This window comes from Mycobacteriales bacterium, assembly GCA_035995165.1.
In the GTDB taxonomy this organism is placed as follows: domain Bacteria; phylum Actinomycetota; class Actinomycetes; order Mycobacteriales; family CADCTP01; genus CADCTP01.
The window spans coordinates 24,895-43,314 of sequence record DASYKU010000027.1 but is presented as its reverse complement, the minus strand read 5'-3'; the positions used below and the strand labels follow the sequence as shown (position 1 = coordinate 43,314).

General features: G+C 74.5%; 18 protein-coding genes. 7 read left to right on the top strand and 11 right to left on the bottom strand.

Annotation, left to right across the window (positions count from 1 at the left end; all coding sequences use genetic code 11):
* Window positions 1-25 precede the first annotated feature (25 nt).
* Genes VGP36_04970 through VGP36_04955 form a run of 4 tightly spaced genes read right to left on the bottom strand, consistent with a single transcriptional unit; the run spans window position 26 to window position 3,815 of the window.
* Window positions 26-790, bottom strand: a complete 765-nt coding sequence (locus tag VGP36_04970) for a 3-hydroxyacyl-CoA dehydrogenase (protein HEV7654080.1) — start codon at window positions 788-790, stop codon at window positions 26-28.
* Between the two features lie 11 nt (window positions 791-801).
* Window positions 802-1,854: an LLM class F420-dependent oxidoreductase gene (locus VGP36_04965; GenBank protein HEV7654079.1), complete on the bottom strand. Its 1,053-nt coding sequence runs from the start codon at window positions 1,852-1,854 to the stop codon at window positions 802-804.
* Between the two features lie 11 nt (window positions 1,855-1,865).
* The gene (locus VGP36_04960) at window positions 1,866-2,666 is read right to left on the bottom strand and encodes an FCD domain-containing protein (GenBank protein HEV7654078.1); all 801 of its coding nucleotides are present in this window, start codon (window positions 2,664-2,666) and stop codon (window positions 1,866-1,868) included.
* A gap of 3 nt (window positions 2,667-2,669) precedes the next feature.
* On the bottom strand, window positions 2,670-3,815 hold the full coding sequence (locus VGP36_04955; protein ID HEV7654077.1) for an acetyl-CoA C-acyltransferase: 1,146 nt from the start codon (window positions 3,813-3,815) through the stop codon (window positions 2,670-2,672).
* A gap of 129 nt (window positions 3,816-3,944) precedes the next feature.
* On the opposite strand from VGP36_04955, the gene VGP36_04950 reads away from it, so the two are divergent.
* On the top strand, window positions 3,945-4,787 hold the full coding sequence (locus VGP36_04950) for a TIGR03620 family F420-dependent LLM class oxidoreductase (protein ID HEV7654076.1): 843 nt from the start codon (window positions 3,945-3,947) through the stop codon (window positions 4,785-4,787).
* On the opposite strand, the gene VGP36_04945 is transcribed toward VGP36_04950, so the two are convergent.
* Genes VGP36_04945 through VGP36_04930 form a run of 4 tightly spaced genes read right to left on the bottom strand, consistent with a single transcriptional unit; the run spans window position 4,765 to window position 8,429 of the window.
* Window positions 4,765-5,904, bottom strand: a complete 1,140-nt coding sequence (locus VGP36_04945) for an acyl-CoA dehydrogenase family protein (protein ID HEV7654075.1) — start codon at window positions 5,902-5,904, stop codon at window positions 4,765-4,767. The two genes, VGP36_04950 and VGP36_04945, sit on opposite strands and share 23 nt — an antisense overlap.
* Window positions 5,904-7,127 (bottom strand): acyl-CoA dehydrogenase family protein, encoded by a 1,224-nt coding sequence (locus tag VGP36_04940; GenBank protein HEV7654074.1) that lies wholly within the window; start codon window positions 7,125-7,127, stop codon window positions 5,904-5,906. Before VGP36_04940 ends, VGP36_04945 begins: the two co-directional genes overlap by 1 nt.
* A gap of 28 nt (window positions 7,128-7,155) precedes the next feature.
* Window positions 7,156-7,620, bottom strand: coding sequence for a pyridoxamine 5'-phosphate oxidase family protein (locus VGP36_04935; GenBank protein HEV7654073.1), 465 nt, complete (start codon window positions 7,618-7,620; stop codon window positions 7,156-7,158).
* Window positions 7,617-8,429: an acyl-CoA thioesterase II gene (locus VGP36_04930; protein HEV7654072.1), complete on the bottom strand. Its 813-nt coding sequence runs from the start codon at window positions 8,427-8,429 to the stop codon at window positions 7,617-7,619. The genes VGP36_04935 and VGP36_04930 overlap by 4 nt, the downstream gene beginning before the upstream one ends.
* A gap of 81 nt (window positions 8,430-8,510) precedes the next feature.
* On the opposite strand from VGP36_04930, the gene VGP36_04925 reads away from it, so the two are divergent.
* Window positions 8,511-9,164, top strand: coding sequence for a hypothetical protein (locus VGP36_04925; GenBank protein ID HEV7654071.1), 654 nt, complete (start codon window positions 8,511-8,513; stop codon window positions 9,162-9,164).
* 64 nt (window positions 9,165-9,228) lie between these two features.
* Window positions 9,229-10,044, top strand: coding sequence for an SMP-30/gluconolactonase/LRE family protein (locus VGP36_04920; protein HEV7654070.1), 816 nt, complete (start codon window positions 9,229-9,231; stop codon window positions 10,042-10,044).
* Here VGP36_04920 and VGP36_04915 read toward each other — a convergent pair.
* The gene (locus VGP36_04915; GenBank protein ID HEV7654069.1) at window positions 10,041-11,207 is read right to left on the bottom strand and encodes an aminotransferase class V-fold PLP-dependent enzyme; all 1,167 of its coding nucleotides are present in this window, start codon (window positions 11,205-11,207) and stop codon (window positions 10,041-10,043) included. The genes VGP36_04920 and VGP36_04915 overlap by 4 nt on opposite strands.
* A 266-nt stretch (window positions 11,208-11,473) precedes the next feature.
* Here VGP36_04915 and VGP36_04910 point away from each other — a divergent pair, with 266 nt between their 5' ends.
* On the top strand, window positions 11,474-11,740 hold the full coding sequence (locus tag VGP36_04910; protein HEV7654068.1) for a hypothetical protein: 267 nt from the start codon (window positions 11,474-11,476) through the stop codon (window positions 11,738-11,740).
* A gap of 53 nt (window positions 11,741-11,793) precedes the next feature.
* Here VGP36_04910 and VGP36_04905 read toward each other — a convergent pair whose 3' ends face one another.
* The gene (locus VGP36_04905; GenBank protein ID HEV7654067.1) at window positions 11,794-12,846 is read right to left on the bottom strand and encodes a LacI family DNA-binding transcriptional regulator; all 1,053 of its coding nucleotides are present in this window, start codon (window positions 12,844-12,846) and stop codon (window positions 11,794-11,796) included.
* 94 nt (window positions 12,847-12,940) lie between these two features.
* Between VGP36_04905 and VGP36_04900 the strand changes: the two genes are divergently transcribed.
* The 3 genes from VGP36_04900 (at window position 12,941) to VGP36_04890 (ending at window position 17,175) form a co-directional block, all read left to right on the top strand.
* Window positions 12,941-14,122: an MFS transporter gene (locus tag VGP36_04900; protein ID HEV7654066.1), complete on the top strand. Its 1,182-nt coding sequence runs from the start codon at window positions 12,941-12,943 to the stop codon at window positions 14,120-14,122.
* A 165-nt stretch (window positions 14,123-14,287) separates the two neighbouring features.
* On the top strand, window positions 14,288-15,265 hold the full coding sequence (locus VGP36_04895; GenBank protein HEV7654065.1) for a chemotaxis protein CheB: 978 nt from the start codon (window positions 14,288-14,290) through the stop codon (window positions 15,263-15,265).
* A complete protein-coding gene (locus tag VGP36_04890; GenBank protein ID HEV7654064.1) occupies window positions 15,262-17,175 on the top strand; it encodes a CheR family methyltransferase in 1,914 nt (637 codons plus the stop codon). The genes VGP36_04895 and VGP36_04890 overlap by 4 nt, the downstream gene beginning before the upstream one ends.
* Here the strand turns inward: VGP36_04890 and VGP36_04885 are convergent.
* On the bottom strand, window positions 17,124-18,344 hold the full coding sequence (locus VGP36_04885) for an ANTAR domain-containing protein (GenBank protein ID HEV7654063.1): 1,221 nt from the start codon (window positions 18,342-18,344) through the stop codon (window positions 17,124-17,126). The genes VGP36_04890 and VGP36_04885 overlap by 52 nt on opposite strands.
* Window positions 18,345-18,420 lie beyond the last annotated feature (76 nt).

Sequence of the window (18,420 nt, the reverse complement as noted above, 5' to 3'; positions counted from 1 at the left end):
AAAGCCTCTCTGGAAAGGAAAAAGGTTAGCGCGGAGCCATCCGGATCGCGCCGTCGAGCCGGATGACCTCGCCGTTGAGCATCGGGTTGGCCACGATGTGCTCGACCAGCGCGCCGTACTCGTCGGGCTCGCCCAGCCGCGAAGGGTGCGGCACCTGCCCGCCGAGGGAGTTGCGCGCCTCCTCCGGCAGCCCGGCCAGCAGCGGCGTGTTGAACAGCCCCGGCGCGATCGTGACGACCCGGATCCGGCGCTGGGCCAGGTCCCGCGCGATCGGCAGCGTCATGCCGACGATGCCGCCCTTGGACGCCGAGTACGCCGCCTGCCCGATCTGGCCCTCGTACGCGGCCACCGAGGCGGTGTTGACGATGACGCCGCGCTCCTCGCCGACCGGCTCGGCCCGGGCGATGCGCTCGGCCGCCAGCCGGATCATGTTGAACGTGCCGATGAGGTTGACCTGCAGGACCTTGACGAACGGCTCCAGCGCGTACGCCGAGCCGTCCCGGCCCAGCACCCGGCCGGGGGTGCCGATGCCGGCGCAGTTCACCAGCACCCGCAGGGTGCCGAGCTCGTCGGCCGCGTCCAGCGCGGAGGCGACCGCGTCCGGGTCGGTGACGTCCGCGGCCGCGAACACCGCGGCGCCGCCGAGGCTCGCCGCGACCTCGTCGCCCTTGGAGCTGGGCAGGTCGACCAGCACCGCCTTGGCGCCGGCCTTGACCAGCCGCCGCGCGGTGGCCAGCCCCAGTCCGCTCGCGCCGCCGGTCACGACCGCCACGCTGCCGTCGATGTTCACCCAGGCCTCCTTTACCGGCTCAGCTCTGCGAGCCGCTCGATGTCCCGTACCCGTTGCTCGTGCGTCGACGCCAGCGGGCTCGCGTTCAGGGTGGTCGCGCCCGCCTCCCGGAACGCCGCGACACGCTCCGCGACCGCCCCCGGAGGGCCGATCAGGGTCACCCCGCGGACCAGCTCGTCCGGCAGCGCCGCGGCGGCCTCGTCCTTGCGCCCGGCCAGGTAGAGGCCCTGCACGGTCGCGGCCGCGTCGGCGAACCCGTACCGGACCGCGAGGTCGTTGTAGAAGTTGCGGCCGCGGGCACCCATCCCGCCGACGTAGAGGGCGAGCTGGTCGCGGACCCGGGCCAGCGCCGCGGCCTCCTCCTCGGCGGAGGAGGTGATCGCGACCTGGGTGTCGACCACGATCTGCAGCGGCCCGAGCGCCGGGTCCCGCCTGGCCTTGCCGGCCGCGAGCGACTCTCCGAACGTCTCCTGCGCCCGCTCCGGGTAGAAGAAGACCGGCTCCCAGCCCTCGGCGATCTCCGCGGCCAGCGCGACGTTCTTCGGCCCGAGCGCGGCCAGCGTGATCGGGATCCGGTCCCGGACCGGGTGGTTGATGAGCTTCAGCGGCTTGCCCAGGCCGGTGCCGCCGTGCTCGGCGTCCAGCGGGACGGTGAAGTGCTTCCCCGCGTACGACACCCGCTCCCGGCGCCAGACCTGCCGGCAGATCTCGACCACCTCGCGGGTCCGCCCCACCGGGGCCGTGTACGGCACCCCGTGGAAGCCCTCGACGACCTGCGGCCCGGACGCGCCCAGCCCGAGGGTGAACCGCCCGCCGGAGACGTAGTCCAGCCCGGCCGCGGTCATCGCCAGCAGCGCCGGGGTCCGCGAGTAGACGTTGAGGATGTCCGCGCCGAGCTCCAGCGTGGTCGTCTTCGCGGCCACGTAGCCGAGCTGGCTGACCGAGTCGAACGAGTACGCCTCGGGCAGGAACACGATGTCCAGCCCGGCCTTCTCGTAGTCGCCGAGCTGCTCGACCGTCTCGGTGAACCCGCCGGCGTAGGCGATCGGCATCCCGACGCGCATGCTGTGACTCCCTAGGAACGAGCGGGTTTCTCGTACAGGTCCAGGACGCCGGCGGCGGCCTCCGCGCCGAAGAGCACCTTGCCGGCCACCTGCAGGTGGGTCCGCCAGTGTTTCTCCGCGCCGTCGCCGTCGCGGGCCTCGACCAGGTCGACCAGCTTCCCGTACGACCGGACCGCCTTGGTCATCGACGCCGGCAGCCCCGGCCGCTCGTACGTGCGGACGAAGGCGACCGCGACGTGGGTCGCCGCGACCTCACGCAGCACCCCGGCCGCCACCGCCAGCGCCTTGTTGCCGGCCAGCTCGACGACGAGGTCGTGGAAGCCGGAGGTGGCCCGGGCCCAGTCCTGCACCGGCGCGCCGTCGGTGGCCATCGTCTGCAGCATCCCGACATAGTCCCGCAGCCGGGTCACGGCCTCCCGGCGCCGCCGCAGCGCGAGCATCCGGGCCGCGGCCGGCTCGATCGCCAGCCGGGCCTCGTACACCTCGCCGATCGTGGTGCCGCTGATCTGCAGCAGGGTGCCGACGTGCCGGGCCGCGATCGAGAGGTCGGGGACGACGACCTGGGCCCCGCCGCGGGCACCGCGCCGGACCGAGAGCAGCGACTCCGCCTCCAGGATCCGGAACGCCTCCCGCAGCGTCGGCCGGGACACCCCGAACGACTCCTGCAGCTCGGCCTCCGGCGGCAGCCGACTGCCCGCCCGCAGCTCGCCGCGGACGATCTGGCCGCGCAGCCGGGCCGCGATCAGCTCGGCGGTCTTGGGCGCGCGGATCCCGGGCAGCACGGGGCTGAACAGCTCCGTGTACGGCGGCACGCCTCAGAGCCGCTCGAAGATGGTGGCGTTGGCGAGGCCGCCGCCCTCGCACATCGTCTGCAGGCCGTAGCGGATGCCGTCGTCGGTCATGTGGTGCAGCAGCGTGGTGGCGAGCCGGGCCCCGGACGCGCCCAGCGGGTGGCCGATCGCGATGGCGCCGCCGTGCACGTTGAGCTTGGCCGGGTCGGCGCCGGTCTCGGCCAGCCAGGCCAGCGGCACCGGCGCGAACGCCTCGTTGACCTCGAACGCGCCGATGTCCGAAATGGACAGTCCACTGCGGGACAGCGCCCTGAACGTCGCCGGGATCGGCGCGCCCAGCATCATCACCGGGTCGTCGCCGGCCAGCACCGCGGTGTGCACCCGGGCGATCGGCGTCAGCCCGAGCTCGGCCGCCTTCTCCGAAGTGGTCATCAGCAGCGCGGCCGCGCCGTCGCTGATCTGGGAGGCGTTGCCGGCGTGCACGGAGCCGTCCGGCTTGAACGAGGGCTTGAGGGCCGCCAGCGTCTCGGCCGAGGTGCCGCGGCGCAGCCCCTCGTCCACCGCGAACTCGCCCACCGGCGCGAGCTGCCCGGTCAGCGTGCCGGCGTCGATCGCGGCGGCCAGCTTCGCGTGCGAGGCGGCGGCGAACTCGTCCAGCTGGGCCCGGGACAGGCCCCACTTGTCGACCATGATCTCGGCGCCGACGCCCTGGTTGAACTGGACGCCGTCGTAGCGCTGGGACACCAGCGGACCGCCGGGAAAGCCGTAGTCGCCGCCGGCGAAGGAGGCGCCGAGCGGGACCGCGCTCATGATCTCGACGCCGCCGGCGACGGCCACGTCGTACTGACCGGAGATCAGGCCGGCGGCAGCGAAGTGGATGGACTGCTGGGAGGAGCCGCACTGGCGGTCGATCGTCACGGCCGGCACGGACTCGGGCCAGCCGGCCGCGAGCACGCCCATCCGGCCGACGTTGTAGCTCTGCTGCCCGACCTGCTGGACGCAGCCCCAGATCACGTCGTCGATCACGGCCGGGTCGAGGCCGGTGCGGGTGGCCAGCGCCCGCAGCACGTGCGCGGACAGGTCCGCCGAGTGCCACTGGGACAGCGAGCCCTTCTTCTTCCCCACCGGGGTCCTGACAGCGTCGACGATGACGGCATCGCGAGCGGGCATCGGGGCCTCCCGGGCGGCAGCGGCGCGAATAGTTACCTGTTTCAGACTAGCCGTCAGGCGGGTGAACACCATGTGACGGCGGCCACCGGACCCCGGAACAACGAGACCCCCGGGGCGTTGCCGACAGACATGACCTCCTTGCGCGAACAGCTGGGCCGGTACGGCGTGTGGCAGAGCTCGCGGGTGGCGACGCCCGAGCTCGCGGCCGGGGTGGAGGCCGCCGGGTACGGCGCGTTCTGGCTCGGCGGCGCGGCCGCCGACCTGGCCCTGGCCGAGCAGCTGCTCGACGCGACCGGCACGCTCGTCGTCGCGACCGGCATCGTCAACGTCTGGCAGGCCGACGCGGCGTCGGTGGCCGCGGCGTACCAGCGGGTGGCGGCCCGGCACGCGGACCGGTTCGTGCTCGGCATCGGCACCGGCCACCGCGAGATGTGGCAGCAGTACGAGAAGCCGTACGACACGATCTCCCGGTTCGTGGACGGGCTGCTGGCGGCCGGGGTGCCGGCGCAGCGGATGGTGCTGGCCGCGCTCGGCCCGAAGGTGCTGCGGCTCGGGGCCGAGCGGACCGCGGGCGTCCACCCGTACCTGGTGCCGCCGGAGCACAGCCGGCTGGCCCGGGCCGAGATCGGCCCGCAGCCGCTGCTCGCGCCGGAGCACAAGGTCGTGCTCGACGCCGACCCGGAGCGGGCCCGCGCGGCCGGCCGGGAGATCGTCGAGCGCTACCTCGGCCTGGTGAACTACACCAACAACCTGCGGCGGCTCGGCTTCACCAACGACGACCTGGTCGGCACCGGCAGCGACCGGCTGGTCGACGCGGTCGTCGCGCACGGCACGCCCGAGCAGGTCGCGGCCCAGCTGAACGCGCACCTCGAGGCCGGCGCCGACCACGTGACCATCCAGGCCCTCGGCGCCGACCCCCTGGCCGACCTGCAGCGACTGGCGCCCGCGCTCAGCGCGCCAGCTGGCGGCTGATCACCAGGCGCTGGATCTGGTTGGTGCCCTCGAAGATCTGCATGACCTTGGCCTCGCGCATGAACCGCTCGACCGGGAAGTCGCGGGTGTAGCCGTAGCCGCCGAGGACCTGGACGGCGTCGGTGGTCACCGTCATGGCCGCGTCGGTGGCGACCAGCTTGGCGATGCTGGCCTCCTTCCCGTACGGCCGGCCGAGGTCCTTGCGCCGGGCCGCGTCCAGGTAGCAGGCCCGGCCCGCCTGGACGCCGGCCTGCATGTCGGCGAGCAGGAAGCCGAGGCCCTGGTGGTCGATGATCGCCTTGCCGAAGGTCCTGCGCTCCTTCGCGTACGCCACCGCGTGGTCGAGTGCGGCCTGGGCCAGGCCGGTCGCGACCGCGGCGATGCCGAGCCGGCCGGCGTCCAGCGCGGCCAGCGCGATCGCGAGGCCCTGGCCCTCGGCGCCGATCAGCCGGTCGGCGTCGATCCGGACGCCGTCGAAGTTCATCGTCGCGGTGGCCGAGGCGGTCAGGCCCATCTTCTCCTCGGGCCGGGCCGCGGTCAGGCCGGGCGTCGAGGCCGGGACCAGGAAGCAGCTGATGCCGCGGGACCCCTCGGCCGTCCGCGCCAGCACCGTGTAGAAGTCCGCGTGACCGCCGTGGGTGACCCAGGCCTTGGTGCCGTCCAGGACCCAGTGGTCGCCATCCCGCACGGCCCGCATCCGCATCGCCCCCGGGTCGCTGCCGGCCTCCGGCTCCGAGAGGCAGTACGCGCCGAGCAGGTCGCCGCCGATCAGCTCCGGCAGCCACCGGTCGCGCTGCTCCCGGGTGCCGTAGTTCAGCAGCGGGAAGCAGGTCAGCGCCTGCACCGAGACGCCGACCCCGACCGACGCCCAGCGGGCCCCGATCTCCTCCAGCACCTGCAGGTAGACCTCGTACGGCTGGGCCGCGCCGCCGTACTGCTCGGGGAAGGGGAGGCTGAGCAGGCCGGCCTTGCCCAGGGTCGCGAACACGTCGCGCGGGAACCGCTCGGCCCGCTCGTCCGCGGCCACCCGGGGCAGCAGCTCGTGGTCGCCGATCTCCCGGACCAGCGCGATGAGCTCAGCCGCCTCCTCGGTCGGCAGCAGCCGGTCGACGGCCATCACACCGGCCCGAGCCGGGGGGTCGAGCCGAGCTCGGCCCGGGCGATGCTGCGGAGGTGGACCTCGTCGGGGCCGTCGAACAGGTGCATGGCCCGATGCCAGGCGTACATGGCCGCCAGCGGGGTGTCGTCGGACATGCCGGCGCCGCCGTGGACCTGGATGGCGCGGTCGATGGTGTTGGTCGCGGCCCGCGGGCAGGCGACCTTGGCCATCGCGACGAGGTTGCGGGCGGCCTTGTTGCCCTCGGTGTCGATCACCGCGCAGGCGGCGTGGCAGAGCAGCCGGGCCTGGTCGATCTCCAGCCGGGACTCCGCGACCTGCTGCTGCAGCATGCCCTGGTCGGCCAGCGGCCGGCCGAACGCGATCCGCGAGTTGGCCCGGGCCACCATCAGCGCCAGCGCCCGCTCGGCCGCGCCCAGCGCCCGCATGCAGTGGTGGATCCGGCCGGGGCCGAGCCGGGCCTGCGCGGCGGCGAACCCACCGCCCTCCTCCCCGAGCACGTTGCCCACCGGGACGCGCACGCCGTCGAAGCGGACCTCGGCGTGCCCGTGCTGGTCGTGCCGGCCCATCACCGGCAGGTCGCGCACGATCGTCACCCCAGGGGTGTCGATCGGGACCAGCACCATCGACTGCTGCCGGTACGACGCCGCCCCGGGATCGGTCTTGCCCATCGTGACCAGCACCTTGCAGCGGGGGTCGAGCGCGCCGCTGGTCCACCACTTCCGGCCGGTGATGACGTACTCGTCGCCGTCGCGCTCGATCCGGGTGGTGATGTTCCGCGCATCCGAGGACGCCACATCCGGTTCGGTCATCGCGAACGCGGAGCGGATCGTCCCGTCGAGCAGCGGTTCCAGCCACTCCTGCTTCTGCTGCGGGGTGCCCAGCAGGTGCAGCAGCTCCATGTTGCCGGTGTCGGGGGCGGCGCAGTTGATCGCCTCCGGGGCGATCTCCAGGCTCCAGCCGGTCAGCTCGGCGATCGACGCGTACTCCAGCTGGGTCAGGCCGGACTCCGCGGGCAGGAACAGGTTCCACAGCTCCCGGCGGCGGGCCTCGGCCTTGAGCTCCTCGACCACCGGCGGCACCGAGTGGTCCTCCGGTCCGACCTTCTGCCGGTACGCGTGGTAGTCGGCCTCGGCCGGGAGGACCTTCTCCCGCATGAACCCGAGCATCCGCTCGGTGAGGTCGGCGGCTCGGGCGGACGGGGGCGGCAGCGCCTGGCTCATAGGGCCAACGTAACCGGTCCGGCGTTGCTCAGGACCCCGGGATCTTCCGGAAATCCCAGCTGACGATCTTGTCCGGGTCGACCCGGAGCCAGGCGTGCCGGCCGTCCGGGACGTACTCGTCGACGCCGGCGTACTTGCGGGCGAACAGGCGCTCGGGCTCGGCCAGCTCCGGATGGCCGGCCGCGCCGCGCGGGACGTCGCCGACCGCGGTCGCGGTGCCGGTGAGCTCGACCCCGCGCAGCTCGCCGTACTCCTCGCCGGTGTCGACGACGACCGCGACCCGCGGATCGCGGGCCAGGTCGGTCCAGCGCTGGCTGCGCACGATCGAGTTCAGCCAGAGCGCCCGGCCGTCCCAGCCGAACCAGAGCGGGGCGACGTGCGGGCGGCCGTCGGCGCCGGTGGTGGCGACCCGGCAGGTCCGTTCGGTGATGAGGAACACATCGCGTTCCGCGTCGGTCATCGCGATCCGCCGGCTGCGCCGCTGCTCCCTCATGCCCGTGGCTCCCGCACCCGGATCAGCCCCTCCTGCATGACGGTCGCGACCAGCACGCCGGCCCGGTCGAACAGGCGGCCCTGGCACAGCGCCCGGGCGCCGCCGGCCCACGGCCCCTCCTGCTCGTAGCAGAGCCAGTCGTCGGCCCGGAACGGCGCATGGAACCAGACCGCGTGGTCCAGGCTGGCCATCTGCAGCCGCGGGTCGCCGAACAGCAGCCGGTGCGGCAGCAGCGCGGTCGAGAGCAGCATCAGGTCCGAGGAGTACGTCGCGGCGCAGGCGTGCAGCACCGGGTCGTCCGGCAGCGGCTCGGACGCGCGCATCCAGATCGTCTGGCGCGGCGGCGAGGTCTCGCCCCGGGCGGTGGCCATCGCCGGCGGCTCCGCCGGGAACCGCAGCTCGATCGGGAACCGCCGGCTGAACTCGGCGAAGTACGCCAGTGCCCGGCCGCTCTCGCCCAGCGTCTGCGCGGCCGGCGGCAGCCCGTCCGGGTCCGGCGTGGTCAGGCTCGGGACCTGGTGGTGCAGGCCCGCCTCGGCGACGTGGAACGAGGCCGACAGCGTGAAGATCGTCTCGCCGTGCTGGATGCCGACCACCCGCCGGGTGGTGAACGAGCGCCCGTCCCGGGTCGGGTCGACCTGGTAGACGATCGGCCGCCCGGGATCGCCGGGCCGCAGGAAGTACGCGTGCAGCGAGTGCACGGTCCGGTCGGTGCCGACGGTCCGGGCCGCGGCGACCAGGGCCTGGCCGGCCACCTCGCCGCCGAACACCCGGGTCTCGGTCACCTTCCGCGACCGGCCGCGGAACATGAGGTCCTCGATCTGCTCGAGGTCCAGGATCTGCTGCAGTCCGGCGGGCACGGGGGAATGGTGCCATCCACACTGTGTCTCGTGCTTGCCATCGCGCACCGGACGCCCGGTACCGCCCAGGACTGCCAGCGGCTCGCCGATCTCGGCGTGTCCGCCTTCGAGGTCGACGTGCAGTTCCTGGCCGGGGCCCCGGTGGTCTCCCACTTCCTGCCGCTCTACCGCTCGCTGCCGGCGCTGCGGCACGACCGCTGGCGGTTCACGGTGAAGGCCCGGGTCAAGGCCGAGGAGGACCTGGCCGCGGTCGTCGCCCGGGTGCCGGCCGGCTCGGCCGTGGTGATCGACTTCAAGAGCGAGGACGTCCTCGAGGCCAAGACCATGGTGGAGGTCCTGGAGGCGTCCGGCCGCCCGCCCGCGGGCTGGTACGTCACCGGCAAGGACGCCGGCAGCCTGGCCGTCTTCCAGGCGGCCGGCTACCGGACCTGGCTCTCGGTCGGTGCCCGGGGCGAGTTCGTGGCCGCGCTGAACGGCCAGCTGCCGGACGGGCTGGACGCGCTGACCGTCCGGCACACCTACCTGGACCAGGCCACGGTCGGGCGGCTGCGTACGCACGTGTCCCGGCTGATCGCCTGGACGGTGGACAAGCCGTACCGGGCCGAGGAGCTGCTGGAGCTCGGCGTCGCGGGGATCACCTCCGACAACCCGGCCGTGCACAGAATGGTCGCCGAGCAGGGCTGAGCATGTCGAGAACGGCCGCGCGGCCTCGACACCCCGGCGACGCAACCGTCCGGAGGAGGAAACGATGGAGCTGCTGACCGACGACATCGTGATGGGGGAGTCGCCGCGCTGGCACGACGGCCGGCTCTGGGTCTCGGACTGGGGCCGCGGGCTGCTGCTGGTGGTCTCGGCCGACGGGAAGACCGAGGTCGCCGCGACCGGGAAGGGGGCGTTCTGCTTCGACTTCCTGCCCGACGGGCGGCTGCTCGTGGTGACCGAGGGCCGGCTGCTGGCGGGCGAGCCGTTCGGCCCGCTGGAGCCGTACGCGGACCTGTCCGGGCTGGGGGTGTCCTACTGGAACGACATCGTGGTCGACGGGCGCGGCAACGCGTACGTCGGGGCGCTCGGGTTCGACTTCGGCTCCGGGGCGTCGTTCGCGCCCGGGGCGGTCGCGCTGGTCCGGCCGTCCGGCGAGGCCGTCCGGGTCGCGGACGGGGTCGCGTTCCCGAACGGGATCGCGGTCAGCGCCGACAACGGCACGCTGATCCTGGCCGAGTCGTACGGGAAGTGCCTCACCGGCTGGGACATCGCCGCCGACGGCACCCTGTCCGGGCAGCGGGTCTGGGCCGCGCTCGGCGACGGCGTCCCGGACGGCATCTGCGTCGACGCCACCGGCGCGGTCTGGTACGCGGACGTGCCCAACAAGTGCTGCGTCCGGGTCGCCGAGGGCGGCGCCGTGCTGGACACCGTGACGCTGGACCGGGGCGCGTTCGCCTGCATGCTCGGCGGGTCGACGCTCTACGTCGTGGCCAACCAGTGGGGCGGGGTCGGCAACACCGGCGACGGGAGGGTGTTCATGACGCCCGCGCCGGCGCCGCTGGCGGGCTGGCCCGGCTCCTAGAGCGCCGCGATCACCTCGGTGGCGCGGTCGAGCTCGGCCTCCGTGTTGTAGTAGTGCGGCGACAGCCGGACCAGCGGGTGCACCCCGCGGACCTCGGTGTCCAGCGGGTTGTCGACCGGCACGGTGAGCGTGACGTTGACGTCCGCGGCGGCCAGCGCGGCCGCGACGTCCGCGGCCGGCACGCCGTCGACGGCGACCGTGACGATCGCGCCGGTCCGGGCGCCCTGGTCGTACGGGGTCACCTTCGGCAGCGCGGCCAGCTGGTCGCGCAGCCGGGTACCGAGGGCGATCGCCCGCTGGCCGATCGCGCCCATCCCGAGCTCCAGCGCCTGCTCGACCGCGGCGCCGAAGCCGACCAGGTTCACGCCGCTGCGCTCCCAGGTCTCGAACCGCTGGGCGCCGTCCTGCCAGCTGAAGCCGCGGTGGCCGTCCCAGGTGGCCGAGCCGATCTCGACCACGGCGGGCTCCAGCCGGTCCAGCGCGTCGGTCCGGACGTAGAGGAAGCCGGTGCCCCGGGGGCCGCGCAGGAACTTCCGGCCGGTGCCGCAGAGCAGGTCGCAGCCGAGGTCGGTCACGTCGACCGGGAACTGCCCGGCGGCCTGGGTCGCGTCGAGCAGGTAGAGCACCCCGGCCGCGCGGGCGGTCCGGCCGACCTCCGCGGCCGGGTTGACCAGCCCGCCGAACGTCGGCACGTACGTCAGCCCGATCAGCTTCGTCCGCTCGTCGACCGCGTTCTCCAGCGCGGTGAGGTCGATCTGGCCGGTCTCGTCGTTGTCGATCACCACCAGCTCGGCGCCGGTGCGGGCGGCGGCCTGCAGGTAGCCGAGCACGTTGCTGCCGTACTCGGCCCGGCCGGTGAGGATGCGGTCGCCCGGGCCGAGCGGGACCGCGGCGAAGCCCGCGAACCAGGCGTGGGTGGAGTTGTCGAACAGGGCGATCTCGTCCCGGCGGGCGCCGAGCAGCCGGGCCATCCCGGTGTACGTGGCCTCGATGGCGTCGGCGGACCTCGCGGCCGCCTCGTACCCGCCGATCGTGGCCTCCAGCTCCAGCTGGTCGGTCATCGCCCGCAGGGTGCGGCGGGACATCAGGGCGGCGCCGGCGTTGTTGAGGTGGGCCCGGTGGGCGGTGCCGGGGGTGTCCGCGCGCAGCTGCTCGATGTCCATCCGTGGCCCCTTCCCGGTCCCGGCCGCCAGCATGCGCGTGTCGCGCTGGCGCCGGGGGGCCGGTGCTGGTGGGGTACGGCGGCCGGTCGCTCGTGTCGGTCAGCCCTGGCTCACGCGGCCGCCCGGGATCCCGGGTGGTCCGGCACGGCCCTGCTCGACCGGCGCCTGCCGGAAGCCTCCTTCCTCGGCCTCCGGCGGGGCCGCCCGGTGTGACCTGGTTCGCGGGACTCTCGACGGACCGTTGTCCGGTCGTTCATTGTGTGAACGTGAGCGAACTCGAGGACGAGATCGCGGACCGGTTCCGTGCGGTCCTCGGCCGGCGGCACTTCGTCGACCGCGAGTCCGGCGTGCTGCTGGTCTGGGTGCCGGCCGACCGCCGGGAGCTGGCCGAGCTGGTCGGCCAGGTCGAGCGGCGGCACCCCGCGACGGCCTTCAGCGTGCAGGAGTCCGGGTCCGCCCTCGCTGTCCGGATGAGCGCCCGCGACCAGGACCTGGCCGAGATCGAGGCCCTGTACGTGAAGGACGCTCTCTAGGGCTCGTTCCCCGCCGCGGGTCGTGCGGGCCCGGTCCGCGTGGACCTGCGTCGTCAGCGGGCCGGGCCGGTCGTCGTACCGGGGCGGAGGTGGACCGGGAGGATCACGTCGGCGGGGGTGTCGCCGGCCAGCAGGGCGGCGACCGCGCGCCCCGCGGCCTGGCCCTTCTCGGTGGTCGGCTGCACGACCGTGGTGAGCCGGACCGGCTCCAGCCAGGGCAGGTCGGCCCCGTCGAAGCCGGCCACGCTCAGCTCGTCCGGTACGGACAGCCCCCGCGCGGCCGCCGCCCGCAGCACGCCGGCCGCGAGCATGTCGCTCTGGGCCATGATCGCGGTCGGGCGCGGGATCCGGTCCAGCAGCGCGAGACCGGCCCGCTCGCCCTCCTCGATGGAGTTCGCGGCGGTCTCGACCGCGGGCGCGGCCGGGAACACCGAGCGCAGCCCGAGCAGCCGCTCCCGGGTGTCGCGGTAGACGCCGGCCGCCAGCCGCTCGTCGTCGATCGGCCCGCGCCGGTCGTCCAGCCGCAGCGGCATCGCCACCATCGCGACCTCCTGGTGGCCGAGCCCGGCCAGGAACCGGGCCAGGTCCGCGGTGCCGGCCCGGTCCTCGATGCCGATCAGCGGCACCCCCGGCTGCACCGGGCCCTCGACCGCGACCAGCGGCACCTGCCGGGCCCGTAGCAGCCGGAACGCCGGGTCGTCCTCCAGCCCGCAGGTCGCGAACACCGCCGCGTCCAGCGGCAGCCGGGCCAGCTGGGCCGGTGACGGCCCGGACCGCAGCGCGTCCCCGGCCAGCAGCAGCAGCCCGACGCCGAGCGAGCCGAGCTCCTGGGTCAGCCCGTCCAGCAGCGCGACCGCGATCGGGTCGCGGAACGCGTACAGCAGGCGTTCGCCGACGATGGCGCCGACGACGCCGCTGCGGCCGCGGCGGAGGGAGGCGGCCAGCGGGTCGGGTCCGGCGTACCCGAGCTCGTCGGCGGCCCGGCGGATCCGCTCGGCCGTGGCCGGGGTGACCCGGGGCGAGCCGGCGAAGGCCAGCGAGGCGGTCGAGGGGGACACCCCGGCCCGCGCCGCGACCGTGCTCAACGTCGCCCGCTCCCGTGCCACCGCATCCTCCGCGTCGTGATCGAATCGATTTGACAGGATAGTCCGAGCCGAGGTGAAGTGGAGCCTCGAATCGTTTCGATGAGGAGTGTGCGGGGTGCGGGAGGCGGCGCAGCGGGCGAAGGCTTCGGTCGCGATCGTGTTCTTGATCAACGGCCTGGCGTTCGCATCCTGGGCGGCCCGGGTCCCGGCCATCCGCGACACCCTGGGCCTGACCCCGGGGCAGGTCGGCCTGCTGCTGCTCTCGGTCTCCAGCGGCACCCTGGTCGCGCTGCCGCTGTCCGGGCTGGTCGTCGGCCGGCTCGGCCCGGCCCGGACCGTCGGCGTCGCGGTGGTGGTCGGCGCGACCGGGCTGCTCGTGCTGGCCCTCGGCCTGGCCACGACCACGGTCGCCGCGGTGTCCGCCGGCATGTTCGCGTACGGGATGGGCAGCAGCACCTGGGACGTCGCGATGAACGTCGAGGGCGCCGACGTCGAGCGCCGGCTCGGCCGCACGATCATGCCGCGCTTCCACGCCGGCTTCAGCCTCGGCACCGTGCTCGGCGCGCTGGCCGGGGCCGGCTGCGCGAAGGCCGGGATCAGCCTGGAGCTGCAGTTGCTGGTGACCACCGGGGTGGTGCTGGTGGCCGGGCTGCTGCCGCTGCGGGCGTTCCTGCCGGTGCAGGCGGCGCCGGCCAGCGGCGTGCGCTCGTCGGTCTTCGCGGCCTGGCGGGAGCCCCGCACGCTCGCGATCGGCCTGCTGGTGCTGGCCTTCGCGCTCTGCGAGGGGATCGCCAACGACTGGCTGGCGCTCGCGCTGGTCGACGGCTACCACGCCGCCCAGGCCGTGGGCGCGTTCGGCTTCGGCACGTTCGTCACCGCGATGACCGTGGGCCGGCTGGTCGGCGGCTCCTTCGTCGAGCGGTACGGCCGGGTCGGCACGCTGCGGGTGACCGCGCTGCTCGTGGTGGCCGGCGTGCTCGCGGTGGTCACCTCACCCGGGGTGCCCGGCGCGCTGGTCGGCGCGGTCTGCTGGGGCTTCGGCGCCTCGCTCGGGTTCCCGCTCGGGATGAGCGCGGCCGGCGACGAGGAGAGCCGCTCGGCGGCCCGGGTCTCGGTGGTCAGCTCGATCGGCTACACCGCGTTCCTGGGCGGGCCGCCGTTGATCGGCCTGCTGGCCGACCACGTCACCGTCCGGCACGCGATCCTGGCCGCGCTCGGCGCCGCCGTCGTCGGCTTCCTCGCCGCGGCCGCCGCCCGCCCGGTCCGCGCCCGGCAGGAGACCGCTGCCGCCGGCTAGCCGCCCCAGGGGACGCGCCGCCGCCGCGCCCGGGAAGTTCCTCCGGCGGGGCCCCTTCGCGGGCCGGGAACCGTGCCACGCTGAGGCGGTGACCCGCCGGCCCGCCAGGGCGCACGGCCGGCCTCGGACGACCGTCCATGCCGGCGTGTCGGGAGGCGGCTTCCCGTGACCCGCCGTGACGTGATCGCCGTGGGGGCCAGCGCCGGTGGCGTGGCCGCCCTGCAGGCCCTCGTCGGCGCGCTGCCGGCCGGCCTGCCCGCGACCGTGCTGGTGGTCCTGCACATCCCGGCCGCCGACCCCGACAGCCTGGCCGCGATCCTGGAACGGGCCGGCCCGCTGCCGGTCCGGCCGGCCGAGCACGGCGAGCCGCTGCGCGCGGGCGAGGTGCTCGTCGCCCGGCCCGACCATCATCTGCTCGTGATCGAGGGCCGGGTCGCGCTCTCCCGCGGCCCGCGGGAGAACGGCCACCGCCCGTCCGTGGACGTGTTGTTCCGCTCGGCCGCCCGTGCGCTCGGCAGCCGGCTGACCGCGGTGGTGCTGTCCGGCTCGCTCGACGACGGCGCCGCCGGCGGGGCCACGGTGCTGGCCCGGGGCGGCCTGGTGCTCGCCCAGGACCCGGCCGAGGCCCAGCACGACGGCATGCCGCTGGCCTGCATCGCCGCCACCGGCGCGCCGGCGCTGCCGATCGCCGCGCTGGCCCGCCGGCTGGCCGCGGACGCCGGGGCCGTGCTCGCGCCGCCGGTCCCGGTCGTGGCCGCGCCCTCCCGGTACACCTGCCCGGACTGCCACGGCGTGCTGTTCGAGCTCGACGCCGGCCCGGGCCGGCGGTTCCGCTGCCCGGCCGGACACGCCTGGTCGGTGACCGGCCTGCTGGCCGAGCGCGGCCAGGCGCTGGAGAGCGCGCTCTGGATGGCGCTGCGCAGCCTGGAGGACAAGGCGGCGCTGACCGCGCAGCTGGCCGCGGGCGCCCGCGGCTCCGGCCACGAGCTGACCGCGACCCGGCTGGCCGGCGAGGCCGCGGAGTCCGGCGCGGCCGCCGGGCTGGTCCGCCGGTTGCTGGTGGACAGCCCCGACGTAGCGTTCACCGACGATCCCGCCGTGCTCGCCGACGAGCCCGGCACCTCCCGCGGAGAGGCCCCGTGACCGACTTCGACGAGCACTTCGAATCGCTGCTGGCGTATCTGAAGGACTCGCGTGGCTTCGACTTCACCGGCTACAAGCGGACCAGCGTGATCCGCCGGGTGCAGCGCCGGATGCTGGCGCTGCCGATCGGGACGTACGAGGCGTACCAGGACTACCTCGAGGTGCACCCGGAGGAGTTCACAGCGCTGTTCAACACGATCCTCATCAACGTCACGAGCTTCTTCCGGGACGCCGAGGCCTGGACGCACCTGGAGACGGAGCTGTTGCCGGAGCTGTTGCGGCGCCGCCCGGACGGGGCGCTGCGGATCTGGAGCGCGGGCTGCGCGTCCGGCGAGGAGGCGTACAGCCTGGCGATCGTGCTGGCCGAGCAGCTCGGCGTGGACGAGTTCCGCCGCCGGGTGAAGATCTACGCCACCGACGTCGACGAGGAGGCGCTGGCCCAGGCCCGGCAGGCCGTGTACGAGCCGGGCCAGCTGCGCGGGGTCTCGCCGGAGCGGCTGGCGGCCTGCTTCGAGCCGGCCGGCCAGCGGTACGCGTTCAACAAGGAGCTGCGCCGCTCGGTCATCTTCGGCCGCAACGACCTGGTCCAGGACGCCCCGATCTCGCACATCGACCTGCTGGTCTGCCGCAACGCGCTGATGTACTTCAACGCCGAGACCCAGGCCCGCATCCTGCGCCGCCTGCACTTCGCCCTGTACGACAGCGGCGTGCTGTTCCTGGGCAAGGCCGAGATGCTGCTCAGCCACGACGACCTCTTCACCCCGATCGACCTGAAGCGGCGGTTCTTCCGCAAGGTCGCGGGGGGCGGCTCCGGGACGCTGCGCCCGTCGGGCACGGACTTCCTCGCCGTCGACAGCGCGGACGAGGCGGCCGGCCGGGCCAACGGGGTGCTGCGGGACGAGGCGTTCGCGGCCGGGTCCGGGGCCCAGGTCGTCGTCGACGGGCAGGGCCGGCTGAGCATGTCCAACTCCTGGGCCGACGCGTTGTTCGGGCTGACCGTCCGCGACCGCGGCCGGCTGTTCCAGGACCTGGAGCTGTCCTACCGTCCGGCCGACCTGCGCAGCACGATGGAGCGGGCCCAGACCGAGCGCCGTCCACAGTGGATCCGCGAGGTGCAGTGGAGCCGGGGCGACCAGTACAGCTGGTACGACGTGCACGTCGTGCCGCTGTTCGAGCCCGATGGCGGCGCCCCGCTCGGGATCAGCGTGCAGTTCGCCGAGGTCACCCGGCACCGGCAGCTGCAGGGGGAGCTGGAGCACGCCAACCGGCAGATCGAGGCCGCGTACGAGGAGCTCCAGTCGACCAACGAGGAGCTCGAGACCACCAACGAGGAGCTCCAGTCCACTGTGGAGGAACTGGAGACGACCAACGAGGAGCTCCAGTCCACCAACGAGGAACTGGAGACGATGAACGAGGAGCTGCAGTCGATGAACGACGAGCTCCAGTCCAGCAACGACGAGCTGCGCGACCGGACGTCCGAGGTCGGCCGGCTCAACGCGTTCATGGAGGCCGTCTTCACCGGCCTGCACGCGGGCGTGACCGTCGTCGACCGGGAGCTGCGGGTGCAGGTCTGGAACAGCCGGGCCGAGGACCTCTGGGGCGTACGGCGGGACGAGGCGGTCGGGCGGCACCTGCTCAACCTCGACATCGGCCTGCCGGTGGACCGGCTCAAGCCCGGCGTCCGCCGGCTGCTGGCCGGCGGCCCGGACGCGCACGACCAGCTGGTGCTGGACGCGGTGAACCGGCGGGGCCGGCCGGTGCGGGTCCGGGTGACCACCACCCGGATGCGTGGCGTCGACGAGCAGCCGGTCGGCGTGATCATCGTGATGGACGAGCAGGACCTGACCGGGGCCGACGGTCAGGAGCGGGTCGACGGCGCCGCCGGCCTGGAGACGTCCTCGACGAGCTGACGGGCGATGTCCCGCAGCTTCACGTTCGCCCGCTGGCTGCGCTGCGCCAGTTCGGCGAAGGCGGTGTCGGCGTCCCAGCCGTTGCGGGCCATGAGGACGCCCTTGGCCTGGTCGATGACCGCCCGGGAGATCAGCGCGTCCCGCAGCTGCAGCTCCTGCTGCCGCAGGTCGGTCACCGCGGTGTGCTCCCGCAGCAGCGCCACCCCGGCCCCGGCGAAGACCTCGGCCCGGCGCCGCTCGACCGGCTCCACCAGCTCGGGCAACCCGTAGAGGGTCAGCACACCGAGCGGCTCCGCCGGGCCGCCGAGCAGCGGCACCGCGAGCGCGGCGGTGGTACGCCCGGTGAGGCCGCGCCAGCGTGGGTCGTCGCCGAGGTCGGTGGTCGTGACCGGCTCGCGGCCGGCGTACGCGTCCCAGCCCGGGCCGTGGCCGCCGCGGAACTGGGCCCCCTCGACGGCCTGGGCGAGCTGGTCGGTGCTGAGCAGCGCGGTCGGCTCGCCCGGCGGCCCGATCACGACCCCGGCGGCGGTGGCCGGCCCGACGCCCTGCACGGCCAGCTCGGCCAGCCGGCGCAGGGCCGCGGGCAGGTCGCCGTCCACCACGGACACGGTGGCCAGCGCGCCGAGCGCGGTGAGCAGGTCGGCGCCGGTGGCACCGTCCCCCCGGGGCGCCAGGACCCAGCGGACCGCGGTGCCGAACGCGACCGGGACACCGGCCGCGACCAGGGCCCCGGACAGGCTCGGCGCCGAGGCCGGCGGCCCGGACGCGGGCAGCACGACCGCGTCGACCAGGACCGGTCCGTCCCGGCGCCGGGTGAGCGTGATCGTGAGGTGCCCGATCTCGTCGTCGCCGACCGCCCGGGCCAGGGCGGTCCGCAGCGTGCGGCGGTCCTCGGCCCGGACCAGGGCGGCCAGCGGCTTGCCCGGCAGCCGCTCCGGGTCGACCTGCATCAGCGCCGCCGCGGCCGGGTTGGCCCGCAGCACCAGCCCGTCCCGGTCGGTCTCCAGCAGCGGCACCGGCAGCGCGGCGGCCAGCCGGAGGCCGGCCAGGTACTCGGCCGAGCGACCGCGCAGCAGCCCGTCGATGAGCTCCTGCTGGGCCTGCAGCTCCTCGTCCGCGACACGCAGTTCCTCGCCGACCGTGGCGAGGCGTTCCTGCATGTCGTCCATGTTGTCCACCCTCCACCGTCCGGGGGCTGCGGAGAAGCGCTGGGAGCCAATCGTGTCCGTGTGTTTCGCCCGGGGG

What these genes read in the sequence shown, in the direction of transcription:
- VGP36_04965 (HEV7654079.1), bottom strand. Translation starts at nt 1,854, where the DNA reads ATGCGCGTCGGGATGCCGATCGCCTACGCCGGCGGGTTCACCGAGACG.
- VGP36_04955 (HEV7654077.1), bottom strand. Translation starts at nt 3,815, where the DNA reads ATGCCCGCTCGCGATGCCGTCATCGTCGACGCTGTCAGGACCCCGGTG.
- VGP36_04950 (HEV7654076.1), top strand. Translation starts at nt 3,945, where the DNA reads ATGACCTCCTTGCGCGAACAGCTGGGCCGGTACGGCGTGTGGCAGAGC.
- VGP36_04945 (HEV7654075.1), bottom strand. Translation starts at nt 5,904, where the DNA reads ATGGCCGTCGACCGGCTGCTGCCGACCGAGGAGGCGGCTGAGCTCATC.
- VGP36_04940 (HEV7654074.1), bottom strand. Translation starts at nt 7,127, where the DNA reads ATGAGCCAGGCGCTGCCGCCCCCGTCCGCCCGAGCCGCCGACCTCACC.
- VGP36_04935 (HEV7654073.1), bottom strand. Translation starts at nt 7,620, where the DNA reads ATGAGGGAGCAGCGGCGCAGCCGGCGGATCGCGATGACCGACGCGGAA.
- VGP36_04930 (HEV7654072.1), bottom strand. Translation starts at nt 8,429, where the DNA reads ATGTTCCGCGGCCGGTCGCGGAAGGTGACCGAGACCCGGGTGTTCGGC.
- VGP36_04920 (HEV7654070.1), top strand. Translation starts at nt 9,229, where the DNA reads ATGGAGCTGCTGACCGACGACATCGTGATGGGGGAGTCGCCGCGCTGG.
- VGP36_04915 (HEV7654069.1), bottom strand. Translation starts at nt 11,207, where the DNA reads ATGGACATCGAGCAGCTGCGCGCGGACACCCCCGGCACCGCCCACCGG.
- VGP36_04885 (HEV7654063.1), bottom strand. Translation starts at nt 18,344, where the DNA reads ATGGACGACATGCAGGAACGCCTCGCCACGGTCGGCGAGGAACTGCGT.